Consider the following 14,478-nt stretch of genomic DNA (forward strand, 5'->3'; position numbering starts at 1 on the left):
TTGTGCGTGTGCTCATGCGGCTGCGCCGCAGGACGGCGTGCCGTCGGCCGCTGCCGTACCCGCCGCGGTGATGCCCTTCGTGGAGGCGATCACCGTCTTCAGCTTCTTGGAGAGCGCCTCGAAGAACATGCTGAGCGGAAACTCGTCGGGAAGCACGTCGTCGACGAGCTTCCGGGGAGGCTGTGACAGATCGAGGGCGTCCGGGCCCTTGGCCCAGCGCGATCCCGGGTGCGGGGCCAGGTAGCTGGAGACCAGGTCGTACGCGGCGAACCAGTGGACCAGCTTGGGGCGGTCGATACCGTCGCGGTAGAGCTTCTCGATCTCGGCGCACAGCTGGTTCGTGACCTGCGGCGCCCGCTCCCAGTCGATCTTCAGGGTGTTGTCCGTCCACCGCAGCACGTCGTGCTTGTGCAGGTAGGAGAAGAGGAGCTGGCCGCCGAGGCCGTCGTAGTTGCGCACGCGCTCGCCGGTGACCGGGAAGCGGAACATGCGGTCGAAGAGCACGGCGTACTGGACGTCGCGGCCGTGGGAGTTGCCCTCGGCCTCGAGCTTCACGGCCTCCTTGAAGGCGGTGAGGTCGCAGCGCAGCTCCTCGAGTCCGTACATCCAGAACGGCTGGCGCTGCTTGATCATGAAGGGGTCGAAGGGCAGGTCGCCGTGGCTGTGGGTGCGGTCGTGCACCATGTCCCAGAGCACGAAGGCCTGCTGGCAGCGCTCCTGGTCGCCGATCATCTCCTGGATGTCCTCCGGGAGTTCGAGACCGAGGACCCGCACGGCCTCACTCGTCACGGCGCGGAAGCGCGCGGCCTCGCGGTCGCAGAAGATGCCGCCCCAGGTGAAGCGCTCGGGGGCCTCGCGCACGGCGATCGTCTCCGGGAAGAGCACCGCGGAGTTGGTGTCGTAGCCCGCGGTGAAGTCCTCGAAGGTGATGCCGCAGAAGAGGGGGTTGTCGTAGCGGGTGCGCTCGAGCTCGGCGAGCCACTCGGGCCACACCATGCGCAGCACGACGGCTTCGAGGTTGCGGTCCGGGTTGCCGTTCTGCGTGTACATCGGGAAGACGACCAGGTGCTGGAGTCCGTCGGCGCGGCCCCGGGCGGGCTGGAAGGCCAGCAGCGCGTCCAGGAAGTCGGGTATGCCGAAGGCTTCGTCGGCCCACTTGCGCAGGTCGGCGACGAGCGCGCGGTGGTACTCGGCGTCGTGCGGCAGGAGCGGGGACAGCTCACCGATCGCGTCGATGACACGGTCCAGTACTGCTTCGGCGTCGACACGCGCGGGGGCGCCCTCGGCGTCGAAGTCGATGGAGCCGTCCTTGGACTGCCAGGGACGGATCTCCTCGACGGCATTCTTGAGCCTCGTCCAGGCCGGGTGCTCGACGACCCGGTCGGCGGGGGATATGGGCGCAGGTGCGGCGTCCTGCACAAGAATTTCCGTCATGTCACTTCCTCCACAGGAGAACCTCGCGTCAAGCCACCGTATCTATGCCCGGTTCTCCGGTACAAGTAGCGAGAAGCGAAATTATTCTTCCTCACCTTCATGATCACCGGAAGGTTTACGGTTGATCATGGTCGCGGCAATGACTTCCGCCACACCGGCCATCGCATCCTTGGCCTCGTCGACCACATTGCTCAGCGCGAGGAAGCCGTGGAACATCCCCGGGTAGTGGGCCTCCGTGACCGGTACCCCCGCCTCGGCGAGCCTCTTCGCGTACGCCCGCCCCTCGTCGCAGACGGGATCGCAGCCGGCCGTGACGATGTGCGCCGCGGGCAGTCCGGCGAGTTCCGCCCGCAGCGGCGAGGCCAGCGGGTGATGGATGTCACCGTCCGGCCCGAGGTACAGGTCGCGGAACCAGCGGACGTGGTCGGCGGTGAGGTAGTAACCCTCCGCGTTGGTGCGGTGCGACTCGGTGTCCAGCGCCGCGTCCGTCGCGGGATAGATCAGCACCTGCAGGGCGACGTCCGGGCCGCCCCGCTCGCGTCCGACGAGCATGGCGGAGGTGGCGAGGTTGCCTCCGGCGCTGTCCCCCGCGACGACCAGGGCGCGCGGATCGCCTCCGAGCTCGCCGATGTGGTCCCCGGCCCAGCACACGGCGGCGTACGCGTCCTCGATGGGGACCGGGAAGCGCACCTCGGGAGCGAGGCGGTAGTCAACGGCGACGACGACGGCCCCCGCGTCCCGGCAGAGCTGGCGGCACAGACGGTCGTGGCTGTTGAGCCCGCCGAGCACCCAGCCGCCGCCGTGGAAGAAGACCACCGTCGGCCAGGGCCCTGGTCCGGCCTCGGGAAGGGGGCGGTAGACGCGCACGGGCAGGTCGGGGGCGCCGGGGGGACCGGGGATCATACGGTCGGCCACGCCGCCCACCTTCGGCCTGCCGAAGGGCGACAGGGAGGCGTCCATGATCCGCCGCGCCTCGACGGCATCGGTCACCGACACCCCGACGTCGGGGAAGACGGCGGCCAGTATGTCGACGAACTCCCTCACCTCGGGCCTCAGCCGGTCTCTCCCGACGGTCATCCGGGTCTCCCTCGTCCGTGAGAACAGTGTGTCGGCCCCAGCGTTCCTTCCCGGCGCGACGGTCCGCAGGCATTTGCGCAGGGCTGACATGACGTCAAGCCGTACAGGACGCGCCCACGAGCGGGGGACACGACGAGCGGCCGACTGGCTGGAAGTCGGTGCCAATCACCCCTGTTACCGCGTGCGAGAGCGGTTTCATCCGGGGTTCCGGCCATTAGGCTGCGTCCTTGCCGCGCCGCGTCGTCAGGCCGCGCCGCGCGGGAGCCGCCGTCGACGGAAGCGAGAGAATCTTGACTTTCCTCACCATCGGTCATCGCGGGGTCATGGGCGTCGAGCCGGAGAACACCCTGCGTTCCTTCGTCCGGGCCGAGCGGGCCGGGATGGACGCCATCGAACTGGATCTGCATCTGAGCAAGGACGGCGCGCTCGTCGTCATGCACGACGCCGACGTGGACCGTACGACGGACGGCAAGGGACCCATCGCCGACAAGACCCTGGCGGAGCTGCGCGAGCTCGACGCGGGCCAGGGCGAGCGGGTGCCGGTCTTCGAAGAGGTCCTCGACGCGGTGCACGCACCGCTCCAGGCCGAGATCAAGGACGTGGCCGCCGCGCGGGCCCTCGCCGAGGTGATGAGGAAGCGTGACCTCGTCCACCGGGTCACCGTGTCGTCCTTCCACGACGACGCGGTGGCCGAGATCGCCTCGCTGGTTCCGGGCGTCCGCACGGTGCTGATCGCGAGCCGCTGGGGTGCCGACGTCGTCGACCGCGCCAAGGCCGTGGGCGCCGGAGCCCTCGCCCTGAACATCCGGCGGCTGACCCTGGAGACGGTCGAGCACGCGCACGCCGAAGCGCTTCAGGTGATCGGCTGGGTGGTCAACACCCAGGACCAGCTGCGGCTGGTACGCGCCCTCGAACTCGACGGCGCGACCACCGACTTTCCGGAGATCCGGCGCACCGGGCGGTTCACCGCGTAGAGCGTCTCGGTCGGTCAGGACCCGGCCGCGGTGCGGAGCCGGTGGGGGATCACGCCGTCAGATCCTTCACCAGCAGCTCGAAGGCCAGGTCCTCGCGCTGCGGAACGCCGAAGCGCTCGTCGCCGTACGGGAAAGGCGTCAGCTCTCCCGTACGGCGGTAGCCGCGTCGCTCGTACCAGGCGATCAGCTCGTCCCGCACCGAGATCACCGTCATGTGCATCTCACGCACGCCCCACGCCTCCCGTGCGCTGCGCTCCGCCTGGGCGATGATCAGACGTCCCAGTCCCCCGCCCTGGAGGTTCGGGCGGACGGCGAACATGCCGAAGTAGGCGGCCTCGCCGCGGTGTTCGAGCTGGCAGCAGGCGATCAGCTCACCGTCGCGCTCCACGACGAGCATGCGGCTGCCCGGCGATTCGATGACCTCGCGCACGCCCTCGGGGTCGGTGCGCCGGCCGTCGAGGATGTCCGCCTCGGTCGTCCAGCCGGTCCGGCTCGTGTCACCCCGGTAGGCGGACTCGATCAGCCCGACCAGCGCCGGTGTGTCGGCGGCGACGGCGTCGCGGTACGTCAGCTCGCCGGCGTCCCGGGGCGGTGCGGTGTCCATGGATCGCTCTCCGTTCTCAGCAGCTTGCGTCCCAACAGCGTGCGGGTGCCACGAGAGTACCCGCGGTACCGGACCGGGGAGGGTCCGCAAGGTCTCGTCGTCCACCCGCAGGGCGTCGCGAACCGGACAGGACGATGCGGACACGACCTAGAGTTCGCTCATGGTGCATGTGCTGAGCAGCCGGATCCTGCTGCGTCCCACCGACCCCGAGCGCTCCCGGCAGTTCTACGGGCAAAAGCTCGGGCTGGCCGTCTACCGGGAGTTCGGGACCGGCCCCGATCGGGGCACGGTCTACTTCCTCGGCGGCGGCTTCCTCGAGATCTCGGGCCGCTCGGAGCCTCCCGCCGCGAACGGGCCCCAGCTGTGGATCCAGGTCGAGGACGTCGCGGCCGTCCACGCGGAGCTGGCGGAGCAGGGCGTCGAGGTGCTGCGACCGCCCGTGCGGGAGCGGTGGGGGCTGATCGAGATGTGGATCGCGGACCCGGACGGCCATCGGATCGCCGTCGTCGAGGTGCCCGCCGATCATCCGCTGCGCCACCGTCCCTGAGCCGGACGCCGGGGAGCGGGCGGGGCGCGCGGGCCGAGGGCGCGGGCCCGGACGCCGCTCAGTGCTCCCTGTGCACCCCCGTGCGCTCGCGTACCCCCGGTGGTGGCCGGGCATCGACCTCTCGACATCCGTCGATGGGGGAGGTTCGCCGTGCACGGACCCGCGATGTCCGGCTGGCTGCTGACGGCGCTGTGCGGGGCCACCGGCCTGTACTGCCTGGTGCGGATGCGTGGCTCGTCCGGCGAGGCGCGCAGGGCGGCCGGCGGCGAGGCGCTGATGGGTTTCGGCATGGCGGCGATGACGCTGCCGGCGGCCGTCGTCGTGCTGCCGGAGTGGGCCTGGACGGTGTGCGCGGCCGTCTTCGCGGCCGCGGCGCTCGCCGCCCTGTGGCCGGCCCGCCGCGGTCTGCATCATCTCCATCACGCGGTCGGCTCGCTCGCGATGGTCTACATGGCGCTGGCGATGACCCCTGGCGGCGGCGCGCACGCCGGTCACGCCCCGGCCGGCGTACCCCTGCTGACCGGCGCGCTGCTCGTGTACTACGCGGCGTACGTCCTGCGCTCGGGGGTGCGGCTGGTGCCCGTCCCGGCTGCCGCGGGGGTTTCCGGACCGCTCTCCTCCGGCACCCGGCCGGAGCTCGCTCCGGCCTGCAGACTGGTGATGGGCCTCGCGATGCTCGCCATGCTGCTCACCCTCTGACGCCCTCGCGAGGCCCGCCCAGAGGCCGGTCACGGGACCGTGTCGTGCATCACTTGGGGCGCAGGTTCATACCCGCAAGTAGCCCCGCGCTCATAGGCTGACGGCATGTTGGTCTCCCTCGTGCTGCTGATGCTCGGCGCACTGGCCGCCGTGGCGGCTCCGCGACTGCTGTCGCGTGCCGACTGGCCGGAGCGCGAGCCGGTGGTGGCTCTGTGGGTGTGGCAGTGCGTGGTGGCGGCGGTGCTGCTGTCGTTCGCGCTGTCGATGACCTTCAGCGCGGCGGCGGCCTGGCAGCTCGTTCGCGGCCATGTCTTCGCACCGGCGCCGCACGGGGTCGTGGACGCCTACGCCCTCGGGGCGCACCGGCCCTGGTCGGCCGTCCTCGCGGTCGTGCTGGCCTGCGGCGGCCTGTGGACCGCCGCCATGCTCTCCCGGGAGATCCGCCGGGCCCGGCTGCGCCGCAAGCAGCGGCGTACCGAGCTGCTGGTGCGCTCCCCCGTGATGCCGGGCGAGCAGCCGGGCAGTGAGCCGCTGGTCGTCCTGGAGGGGGCGCGCCCCGACGCGTGGTGGCTGCCCGGCGCGGCGCCTCAACTGGTCATCACCACCGCGGCCTTGCGACGACTGAAGGGCCGTCAGCTCGACGCGGTCCTGGCCCATGAGCAGGGTCACGCCCAGGCACGTCACGACTGGCTGCTGCACTGCTCATCGGCGCTCGCCAACGGCTTCCCGCAGATCCCCGTGTTCGCCGCGTTCCGCGACCAGATGCACCGCCTGGTGGAGCTGGCCGCCGACGATGTCGCCTCGCGCCGTTTCGGGCGGCTCACGATCGCCCTGGCGCTGGTGGAACTGAATGAGGACCGCGGGGTGTTCGGTCCCTGCCCCACTCCGGACGCCCAGCTGCCGCAGCGCGTCAACCGGCTGCTGGCGCCTGTTCCGCGGCTCACCGCGGGCCGACGTCTGCGGCTGACCGCCGCGGCCGCGCTGGTGCCGGTGGTACCTCTGCTGGTGGCCTTCGTCCCCGCACTTCGCGCGCTGGGCCAGCCGTAGAACACCTCTCCCGGGGAAGATCCCTTCCATGCACTCGACACACCCCGCTCCGACCACTCCCCCGGAGGCCGGGCCGCCGGCCGGACCGGTGCGCACCGGGACGGTGCTGGTCCTGCTCTTCGCCGTCCTGCTGGTCCTGGTCACGATCGCCTGGTCACCGCTCATCTCCTTCGACCGCTCCGTCGCCGACGGACTGCATGTGTGGGCCGTCGACGATCCCGGGCTCGTCCGGGTGAATCGCGTCCTGACCGACTGGGTGTGGGACCCCTGGGCGATGCGCGCGCTGATCGCCGTGGCCGTGGTGTGGCTGTGGCGGCGGAGCGAACGCCTGCTCGCCGTGTGGGTGGCGGCGACGAGCGCGCTCGGCACGTTCCTCCAGCAGGGTCTGAAGGCCGCGGTGGGCCGCGAGCGCCCGATGTGGCCCGATCCGGTCGACTCGGCCCACTTCTCGGCCTTCCCGTCGGGCCACGCGATGACGGCCATGGTCACCTGTGTGACGGTGCTCTGGCTGCTGCGGCGCAAAGGGGTGGAGGGGCAGTGGTGGCTGTGGGCCGTGGTCGTGGCCGTCGTCTCCGTGGTCGGCGTGGGACTGACCCGGCTCTATCTCGGTGTGCACTGGCCCACCGACGTCCTGGGCGGCTGGCTGCTCGGGGCGGGCTGCGTGGCGCTTTCGGTCACGGCGTACGAACGGACGGTCTTGTCCCGGCAGCACTGAGCCGGAGAGGATCGTCGTCATGCCGGTCACGGGTGTGCTGTTCGCGTTCGGACGGCTGTTCCGGGCGCCCCGCGAGGCGCTGGGCCTGCCATCCGGGCGACGTGCTCGCGGTCGGGGACGACCGGCATGCGGACGGGGGCGCCGCGGATCTCGGATGTGCCGTCCCGTGCGTGGATCCTCTGCGGGCGGAGGAACGGCCCGACGCGCTGCGTAAAGTTCTGCATCTCGTGGAGGGACCAGCCCGTGCGGACCGTGCGGACTGTGCGGACGGAGGGGGTCCGATTCGTCCGGACGACGCCCGGCAGAGAGACACCGAAGGCATGACGAAGCCACCCGAACCGGACGATCCCCCGCGTCGCCCGGTTCGGGCAGCACCCCGCTGACCAGGCCCTGAAGCCCGCACAGCGGAGCACGCTGAGTATATTGGCTGAGAGCCAGTCAACGCAGGAGTCCAGCATGTCCCCGCGGAGCGCATCGGTCAATGAAGAGCTTCGTCGGCGTTCCCGGGAGCGGCTCCTCCAGGCGACCGTGGAGCTGGTCGGCGAGCGTGGCTACGAGGCCACGACCCTGGCCGACATAGCCGACCGGGCGGGTTCCGCTCGGGGTCTGATCTCGTACTACTTTCCGGGAAAGCGCCAGCTTCTGCAGTCGGCCGTGCACCGTTTGATGCATCTCACACTCCGCGAGGCGCTGGAGCGGGAGCCGCGAACCGAGGACGGACGCGAACTGCTGGCGCGGGCGATCGACGCCGTGCTCGGGCTCGCCGTCGACCATCCGGTGCTGATGCGGACCCATATGTCCGGTGTGCTACAGGCCGAGGGTTTTGTGCAGTGCCCGGAACAGCAGCAGGTGGCGACGCAGTTGCAGGCCACGGTGGAGCGGTACGGCTCCCAGCAGGCCGAGGTGGACTATCCGCTGCTGCGGGCCCTGCTGATGGGCGCGGTCTTCGCGATTCTGCTGCCCGGAGCGCCGATGCCGCTCGCGCGGCTGCGGGCGGAACTCTTCCAGCGCTACGGGCTGGACTGGGAGCTCGGCGTCCCGCCGGGCGCAGATCCGCCCGGCGGGACGAGTGACGGCACCAGGAAGGTCCTGGGTCAGTCGCGGTCGAAGTAGTCGGGCTGGGTCTGCACATTGAGCTCGTGCAGCCGCACCCGCTTCGCCGGGTCCGTACGCCTGTCGTTGAGCTTCAGGACGTCGAGACCCTTCGCGATGTCGTTCGAGTAGATGTAACCGTTGTAGTAGTACGCCGACCAGGAGCCGGCCGTGGTGACCTGGTCGAGGGTGACGGGACCACGCTCGAAGTAGGCGATCTCCTTGGGACTGCTGGAGTTGGTGAAGTCCCAGACCGAGATGCCGCCCTGGTACCAGGCCTGGACCATGATGTCGCGGCCCTTCACCGGGATGATCGAGCCGTTGTGCGCCACGCAGACCTCGGCGTCGGCCTGGTGCCGGTCGATCTTGAAGTAGCTGCGGAAGACGAGCTTGCGGTTGTCGCCCCGGCCGACGAGGTCGTAGATGCCGTCGGCACCGCGGTTCGGGCCGATCTCCTCGTTGCAGGTGGCAGCTCCGCCGCCGCCGAGCTCGTCGGTGAAGACGACCTTGTCGGCGTCCTGGTTGAAGGTCGCCGAGTGCCAGAACGCGAAGTTCACGTTGTCCTGGACGCGGTCGATGACCTTCGGGCGCTCCGGATCCTTGATCGAGAACAGGATGCCGTCACCCATGCAGGCGCCGGCGGCCAGGTCCTTCGAGGGGAGCACGGTGATGTCGTGGCAGCCGGTGGTCTTGGAGACGCCCGGGTTGGTGGGCGAACCGGGGTTGCCTCCGCCGTCCGGACCCTCACCCGGGAAGAGCACCGGGAAGTTCACGATCCGGGCCTGCTGCGGCGCCTTGCGCGGCACCTTGATGACGGAGATGCCGTCGTGCGGCGGCTGACAGTCCGGGAAGGCCGCGCTCGGCGAGTACGACGAGACGTAGATGTAGACATCACGGCGCTCGGGCACCAGCGTGTGCGTGTGCGAGCCGCACGCGGTCTCGACAGCGGCGATGTACTTCGGGTTGCGCTTGTCGCTGATGTCGAAGATCTTCATGCCCTCCCACGACGACTTCTCGGTCGCGGGCTGCGTCGTGCTGGTGCACGAGTTGTCGCTGCGCGAGGAGTCGGTGGAGAGGAACAGCAGGTCGCCGGAGACCGAGATGTCGTTCTGGCCGCCGGGACACAGCACCTCGGAGACCGTCTTCGGCGCCTTCGGGTTGCTGATGTCGAAGATCCGGAAGCCGTCGTAGTTGCCCGCGTAGGCGTACTTGCCCTGGAAGGCGATGTCCGAATTGGTGCCCTTGAGCGCGCCCTTGGGGACGTTGGTGAGGTGCTCGATGTTGTCGCTGTGGACGATCTCGTCCACGCCGGGTATCTCACCACTCGCGATGGCGGAGCGGTCCTGCGCCGCCTGGCCCGAGGAGCTCTCCTTGTGGGCGGACTTGTCCCCGGGGTCGGGTGTGGCGGCCGCGGGTCCGGCCGTCAGCAGCGTGGCGAGGAGCCCGGCCGCGGCTGCCGCCACGCCCAGACGTCTGCGCCGCGCTCGGGTGGTGTGCAACAGGGTCACTGCGTCCTCCCTTGTATCCGTTCCTGGTTGAACGGTTCACGGACCACCGCAGTATCTTCCCTTGCATGGACATCTCAACAGATGGCAACAGAGACGTAATGAAAGTTTCTGATCAACAGGGTTCCGAAGCGTGCTAGGACGGTCATAGAACACCCCAAGTGCCTCAGGAGGTCTCCGTGTTGAACCGCCGCCCGGCCTCACGTTCCCGCAGACCGCTGATCGCGGCGGCCGTGGCCGCCGCCGTACTCGCCCTGGCTGCCTGCGAGTCGGACGGCGACACTCCGGCCAAAGCCAAGGAGGACAGCGGCCCCTCGGTGGTCGCGCCGGGGAAGCCGGGCGAGCCGGCGAAGACGCTCTCCCCCGAGGAGGCCAGGAAGGCCGCCCCGGACGACTCGCCGAACTCGGCCGACTTCTCCTACGCCCACATGATGATCACGCACCACAGCCAGGCGGTGACGATGACGGCCCTGGTGCCGACCCGCGCGGAGTCGACGCAGGTCAAGCGGCTGGCAGAGCGTATTTCGGCGTCCCAGAAGCCTGAGATCGCCGCGATGCAGGGCTGGCTGAAAGTCAACGGCGGAAAGAAGGGCGACAGTGGACACGACCACGGCGCCGCCCCGATGCCGGGCATGGCGACGGCCGCGCAGCTGACCCAGTTGCGCGCCGCGAAGGGCAAGGCGTTCGACGAACTCTTCCTGAAGCTGATGATGACGCACCATCAGGGTGCCATCACGATGGCCACGGAGGCCCTGACGGAGGGCAACAACGTGCTGATCGAGGAGATGGCGACGGACGTGATCGCGCAGCAGACGAGCGAGATCGGCCGGATGCGGAAGATGTGACGTCGGCCGGCGCCCGCGCCGCGCGGGGCTAGCGGCGGTTGTGGCGCGGTGGCAGATGCCCTTCGTCGCGAGCACCGGCGATCAGCCGGAGGGCCTTGCGACGACTGTGGCCGGTCGCGCCCATCACCGCGAGCACGGGGTCGCGGCCGTCCTGCCGGGCCCTGCGGTAGACATCAGCGGCCAGCTGACGGCCTGCCGCGCCGCGCGGCAGAGTGGTACGCGCCCGGCGACGGGACGGCGGCGGCGCACTCCCCCGGTCCCTGTCATCGGGGGCGTCGGGTGCGTCAGGCGGGGTCACCGCGCACGGCACCTGGCCCGCGGCCGTACGGCAGGCGTCCTCGAGAGGGTCCTCGATCCGGTCGGCGAGCACGGTGAAGGTCCGCAGCGGCAGCGGCGGGTCGGCGCGCATGTCCTCGATCGCGATCCGCCCCTGGTCGACGACGGCCAGCACTTCGATGCGCGCCCCGTCGGCGAAGGTCAGCCGGACGTTGAACCAGGGCTGCGCGAGCTCGCAGGCGGGGAGGGATTCGACGGTGGTGACGGTGCCGTGGCCCTGCACCTCCCAGACCGGGGGAAATGGCAGGACCTGATGCAGGTCATACTGATCATTAGCGTTAAGAAACGTAGTTTCTTGCACAATTAACACGTAACCAGTCAAATCCGGTCGATCTGCGACGGCACGCACGCCGGACCGGCGTAGAGCACCCCGTTGGGGGTCCCGTCCACCGAAAGGCTGCCGAGTCGCACCTCCCCAGCGCCGTACCCCGGTGCGATGCTGGAGTTTCCCTGCGGAAGGAGCGCAGCTGTGCTTCGCGTCGCCGTTGTGGGATCGGGACCCAGCGGGGTCTACGCCGCTCAGGATCTCGTCCAGCAGAGCCAGGTTCCGGATGTGCGGGTGCATGTTCTGGACCGGCTTCCCTGCCCCTACGGACTCGTGCGTTACGGGGTCGCGCCCGATCACGAGAAGATCAAGTCCTTGCAGAACAACCTCCGCGGTGTGCTGGAACAGGAGCGGATCGACTTCGTCGGGAACATCGAGGTGGGAGCGCACGGGCTGACTCCCGGACGGCTGCTGGAGCTCTACCACGCGGTCGTGTACTGCGTGGGAGCCGCCCGGGACCGCAGACTCGACATCCCCGGCGAGGATCTGCCCGGCAGTTACTCGGCCACCGACTTCGTCTCCTGGTACAGCGCGCACCCCGACGCCGTGGGCGACGACTTCGCGCTCGGCGCCCGCTCGGCCGTCGTGATCGGCGTGGGCAACGTGGCCGTCGACGTGGCCCGCATCCTGGCGCGCGGAGCCGACGAACTGCGGCCCACCGACGTGCCGGAGGGCGCGCTCGGCGCCCTGGCGCTGAGCCGGGTGCGCGATGTGCACATGGTCGGCAGGCGCGGCCCCTCCCAGGCCAAGTTCACCACCAAGGAACTGCGCGAACTCGGCTCGCTGCCCTCGGCGGAGGTCGTCGTCGAACCGGCCGACCTCGCACTGGACCCGGTGTACGCGGACACCTCGGGCGTCCTCGCGGCCGCCCTGCCCGCGGTCGGCCGGCGGAATGTCGACGTCGTACGCGGCTGGGCGGCCCAGCCGCCGCGCGGCCTGGACCGCCGGATCCATCCGCGGTTCTTCCTGCGCCCGGTGGAGTTCGTCGAGGAGGGCGGCCGGGTCGCCGCCGTACGGTTCGAGCGGACCGTGCCGGACGCCGGCGGTTCGGTGCGAGGCACCGGGACGTACGAGGAGATCGAGGCACAGCTGGTGCTGCGGGCGGTCGGCTACCGGGGCGTGCCGCTGCCCGGCCTGCCCTTCGACGGCGCGCTCGGGACCGTGCCGCACACGGCCGGGCGGGTCCTGCGGGACGGGGTTCCGTCGCCCGGGGAGTACGTGGCGGGCTGGATCAAGCGCGGCCCGACCGGGGTGATCGGCACCAACCGGCCGTGCGCGAAGGAGACGGTGGCCTCGCTGCTGGAGGACGGTGCCGCGCTGGCACTGCGCTCCGTGGCGGATGATCCGGTGGCGGAACTGCGGGCGGCTGGACACCACCCCGTCGAGTGGACGGGCTGGCAGGCCATCGAGGCGGCCGAGGCCGCGCTCGGCCGGACGCTCGGGCGACGGTCCGTCAAGATCCCCGACTGGGACGGCCTCCTGGGCGCCGCGACCGGAGACACGGCGCGCTGAGGCTATGCCTCGCCGAGGCGGTCCGCCTGCCGGGCCGCCGCGGCGAGGACGCTGTCGAGCAGCCCCGGGAACAGGGCGTCGAGGTCGTCACGACGCAGTCCGTTGAGCTTCGCCGTGCCCCGGTACATCTGCCGGATCACACCGCTCTCCCGCAGCACACGGAAGTGGTGGGTGGTCGTCGACTTGGTGACGGGCAGGTCGAAATGGGAGCAGGAGAGCGCCTCTCCGGTGGCGGCGAGCTCCCTGAGGACGAGCAGCCGCATGGGGTCGGAGAACGCGTGGAGCACGCCTTCCAGCCGGATCTCGTCACGCGTGGGGTGAGCGAGCGCGCGGGGGCTTGTCGCGGTGGTCACGGCTGCTCCACTTCGTCCGGGGCTCCTATGGTACGAGAACCCTCGTAGTTTGACACTCGCCGTACTACGATGCGTATCGTACGAGTCGGAGGACCGGGACTGCCCGAGCCGCACCTCGCTCGCGTCCGTACCCCGTCCTCACTCTGCCACCCGCCGTACACCGGCCCCGTCCGAATGGAGTCCGTCGTGAGCGCGCTGTTCCAGCCCTGCACCCTGCGATCGCTGACCATCCCCAACCGCGCCTGGATGGCGCCGATGTGCCAGTACTCGGCAGAGGCGAGCGGGCCGGACGCCGGCGTGCCCACCGACTGGCACTTCGCGCACTACGCGGCCCGCGCCGCCGGTGGCACCGGACTGATCCTCGTCGAGGCCACGGCGGTCGCGCCCGAAGGCCGGATCAGCCCCGCGGACACCGGGATCTGGAACGACACCCAGGTCGAGGCCTTCCGCCGGATCACCCGCTTCGTGAAGAGCCAGGGCACCACCGTCGGCGTCCAGCTGGCGCACGCCGGGCGCAAGGCGTCGACGGACCGCCCCTGGAAGGGCGGCGGGCCGGTGGGTGCCGACGACCACGGCTGGCAACCCCTCGCGCCGAGCCCCCTCCCCTTCGACGAGGGACACCCGGTCCCCGACGAGCTGACGACGGCGGAGATCGAGGAGATCGTCGGGCAGTTCGCGGCCGCGGCCCGCCGGGCGCTGGACGCCGGCTTCGAGATCGCCGAGATCCACGGCGCTCACGGTTATCTGATCGGCGAGTTCCTCTCGCCGCACACCAACCACCGCACGGACGAGTACGGCGGCTCCTTCGAGAACCGCGCCCGCTTCCCGCTCGCGGTCGTCGACGCCGTACGCGCCGTGTGGCCCGACGAGTTGCCGCTCTTCTTCCGCATCTCCGCCACCGACTGGCTGGACGAAGGTGGCTGGACCGCGGACGACACCGTGCGCTTCGCGGCGCTGCTCCAGGAACACGGCATCGATCTGCTGGACGTCTCCTCCGGCGGCAACGCCCCGCATGTGAGCATTCCGACGGGCCCCGGCTACCAGGTGCCGTTCGCGGCGCGGGTGCGGGCCGAGACCGGGCTCCCCGTCGCCGCCGTGGGCATGATCACCGACGCCGAGCAGGCGGAGAAGATCATCGCGAACGGCGAGGCGGACGCCGTCCTGCTCGGCCGTGAACTGCTGCGCAACCCGTCCTGGGCCCGGCATGCCGCGCGCGAGCTCGGCGGAGAGATCCGCGTCCCGGAGCAGTATCTCCGCTCCGTCTGAACCGGCTGCACGACGAAGGAGCGGCGCCCTGACCAGGGGGCCGCTCCTTCGCCGTGTCGCCAGCTGTCGGGTTCCCAGCCGTCCTGTCCCCAGCCGTCATGTTCGTCGCCCGCCTCCCGTGCCGTCGCCGCGCGCCGATGAGTTTCG

At 70.5% G+C, this 14,478-nt stretch carries 15 protein-coding genes and 1 pseudogene; 10 read left to right on the top strand and 6 right to left on the bottom strand.

Annotation, left to right across the window (positions count from 1 at the left end; all coding sequences use genetic code 11):
• Positions 1-12: 12 nt before the first annotated feature.
• Both ABTX78_RS01900 and lipP1 read right to left on the bottom strand, forming a co-directional pair.
• A complete protein-coding gene (locus tag ABTX78_RS01900; RefSeq protein ID WP_352204847.1) occupies positions 13-1,434 on the bottom strand; it encodes a DUF6421 family protein in 1,422 nt (473 codons plus the stop codon).
• Between the two features lie 81 nt (positions 1,435-1,515).
• Positions 1,516-2,511, bottom strand: coding sequence for a LipP1 family hormone-sensitive lipase (gene lipP1 / locus ABTX78_RS01905; RefSeq protein ID WP_352204848.1), 996 nt, complete (start codon positions 2,509-2,511; stop codon positions 1,516-1,518).
• 290 nt (positions 2,512-2,801) lie between these two features.
• Between lipP1 and ABTX78_RS01910 the strand changes: the two genes are divergently transcribed.
• Complete coding sequence (locus ABTX78_RS01910; RefSeq protein ID WP_352204849.1) at positions 2,802-3,485, top strand: glycerophosphodiester phosphodiesterase; 684 nt, start codon at positions 2,802-2,804, stop codon at positions 3,483-3,485.
• Positions 3,486-3,534: 49 nt separating this feature from the next.
• Here ABTX78_RS01910 and ABTX78_RS01915 read toward each other — a convergent pair whose 3' ends face one another.
• Positions 3,535-4,089 (bottom strand): GNAT family N-acetyltransferase, encoded by a 555-nt coding sequence (locus ABTX78_RS01915; protein ID WP_352204850.1) that lies wholly within the window; start codon positions 4,087-4,089, stop codon positions 3,535-3,537.
• A gap of 160 nt (positions 4,090-4,249) precedes the next feature.
• Here ABTX78_RS01915 and ABTX78_RS01920 point away from each other — a divergent pair, with 160 nt between their 5' ends.
• The 6 genes and pseudogenes from ABTX78_RS01920 (at position 4,250) to ABTX78_RS01945 (ending at position 8,210) form a co-directional block, all read left to right on the top strand.
• Positions 4,250-4,636: a VOC family protein gene (locus ABTX78_RS01920; protein WP_352204851.1), complete on the top strand. Its 387-nt coding sequence runs from the start codon at positions 4,250-4,252 to the stop codon at positions 4,634-4,636.
• 150 nt (positions 4,637-4,786) lie between these two features.
• Complete coding sequence (locus ABTX78_RS01925; protein WP_352204852.1) at positions 4,787-5,335, top strand: DUF5134 domain-containing protein; 549 nt, start codon at positions 4,787-4,789, stop codon at positions 5,333-5,335.
• Between the two features lie 105 nt (positions 5,336-5,440).
• Positions 5,441-6,382 (top strand): M56 family metallopeptidase, encoded by a 942-nt coding sequence (locus ABTX78_RS01930; RefSeq protein ID WP_352204853.1) that lies wholly within the window; start codon positions 5,441-5,443, stop codon positions 6,380-6,382.
• A gap of 28 nt (positions 6,383-6,410) precedes the next feature.
• Entirely contained in the window at positions 6,411-7,097 is a 687-nt protein-coding gene (locus tag ABTX78_RS01935; RefSeq protein WP_352204854.1) for a phosphatase PAP2 family protein, read from the top strand.
• Between the two features lie 52 nt (positions 7,098-7,149).
• Positions 7,150-7,333: pseudogene (locus ABTX78_RS01940) on the top strand (hydrolase); the annotation flags it as partial.
• A gap of 220 nt (positions 7,334-7,553) precedes the next feature.
• Entirely contained in the window at positions 7,554-8,210 is a 657-nt protein-coding gene (locus ABTX78_RS01945; RefSeq protein WP_352204855.1) for a TetR/AcrR family transcriptional regulator, read from the top strand.
• On the opposite strand, the gene ABTX78_RS01950 is transcribed toward ABTX78_RS01945, so the two are convergent.
• Positions 8,192-9,697 (bottom strand): LVIVD repeat-containing protein, encoded by a 1,506-nt coding sequence (locus ABTX78_RS01950; protein WP_352204856.1) that lies wholly within the window; start codon positions 9,695-9,697, stop codon positions 8,192-8,194. The genes ABTX78_RS01945 and ABTX78_RS01950 overlap by 19 nt on opposite strands.
• Positions 9,698-9,873: 176 nt before the next feature.
• Here ABTX78_RS01950 and ABTX78_RS01955 point away from each other — a divergent pair, with 176 nt between their 5' ends.
• Positions 9,874-10,539, top strand: coding sequence for a DUF305 domain-containing protein (locus tag ABTX78_RS01955; protein ID WP_352204857.1), 666 nt, complete (start codon positions 9,874-9,876; stop codon positions 10,537-10,539).
• Positions 10,540-10,567: 28 nt separating this feature from the next.
• Here the strand turns inward: ABTX78_RS01955 and ABTX78_RS01960 are convergent, their stop codons facing one another.
• Positions 10,568-11,098: a DUF6214 family protein gene (locus tag ABTX78_RS01960; protein WP_352204858.1), complete on the bottom strand. Its 531-nt coding sequence runs from the start codon at positions 11,096-11,098 to the stop codon at positions 10,568-10,570.
• Positions 11,099-11,344: 246 nt separating this feature from the next.
• Here ABTX78_RS01960 and ABTX78_RS01965 point away from each other — a divergent pair, with 246 nt between their 5' ends.
• Positions 11,345-12,712, top strand: a complete 1,368-nt coding sequence (locus tag ABTX78_RS01965; RefSeq protein WP_352204859.1) for an FAD-dependent oxidoreductase — start codon at positions 11,345-11,347, stop codon at positions 12,710-12,712.
• A 2-nt stretch (positions 12,713-12,714) separates the two neighbouring features.
• Here the strand turns inward: ABTX78_RS01965 and ABTX78_RS01970 are convergent, their stop codons facing one another.
• On the bottom strand, positions 12,715-13,065 hold the full coding sequence (locus ABTX78_RS01970) for an ArsR/SmtB family transcription factor (protein WP_352204860.1): 351 nt from the start codon (positions 13,063-13,065) through the stop codon (positions 12,715-12,717).
• 186 nt (positions 13,066-13,251) lie between these two features.
• On the opposite strand from ABTX78_RS01970, the gene ABTX78_RS01975 reads away from it, so the two are divergent.
• The gene (locus ABTX78_RS01975) at positions 13,252-14,331 is read left to right on the top strand and encodes an NADH:flavin oxidoreductase/NADH oxidase (RefSeq protein ID WP_352204861.1); all 1,080 of its coding nucleotides are present in this window, start codon (positions 13,252-13,254) and stop codon (positions 14,329-14,331) included.
• The last annotated feature ends 147 nt before the right edge of the window (positions 14,332-14,478 follow it).

The organism is Streptomyces sp. NPDC096193 (assembly GCF_040302905.1).
Classification (GTDB): domain Bacteria; phylum Actinomycetota; class Actinomycetes; order Streptomycetales; family Streptomycetaceae; genus Streptomyces.

Bases quoted from the DNA above. Each gene is read 5' to 3' on its own strand.
- ABTX78_RS01900 (WP_352204847.1), bottom strand. From the start codon at position 1,434: ATGACGGAAATTCTTGTGCAGGACGCCGCACCTGCGCCCATATCCCCC.
- ABTX78_RS01945 (WP_352204855.1), top strand. From the start codon at position 7,554: ATGTCCCCGCGGAGCGCATCGGTCAATGAAGAGCTTCGTCGGCGTTCC.
- lipP1 (WP_352204848.1), bottom strand. From the start codon at position 2,511: ATGACCGTCGGGAGAGACCGGCTGAGGCCCGAGGTGAGGGAGTTCGTC.
- ABTX78_RS01915 (WP_352204850.1), bottom strand. From the start codon at position 4,089: ATGGACACCGCACCGCCCCGGGACGCCGGCGAGCTGACGTACCGCGAC.
- ABTX78_RS01930 (WP_352204853.1), top strand. From the start codon at position 5,441: ATGTTGGTCTCCCTCGTGCTGCTGATGCTCGGCGCACTGGCCGCCGTG.
- ABTX78_RS01935 (WP_352204854.1), top strand. From the start codon at position 6,411: ATGCACTCGACACACCCCGCTCCGACCACTCCCCCGGAGGCCGGGCCG.
- ABTX78_RS01920 (WP_352204851.1), top strand. From the start codon at position 4,250: ATGGTGCATGTGCTGAGCAGCCGGATCCTGCTGCGTCCCACCGACCCC.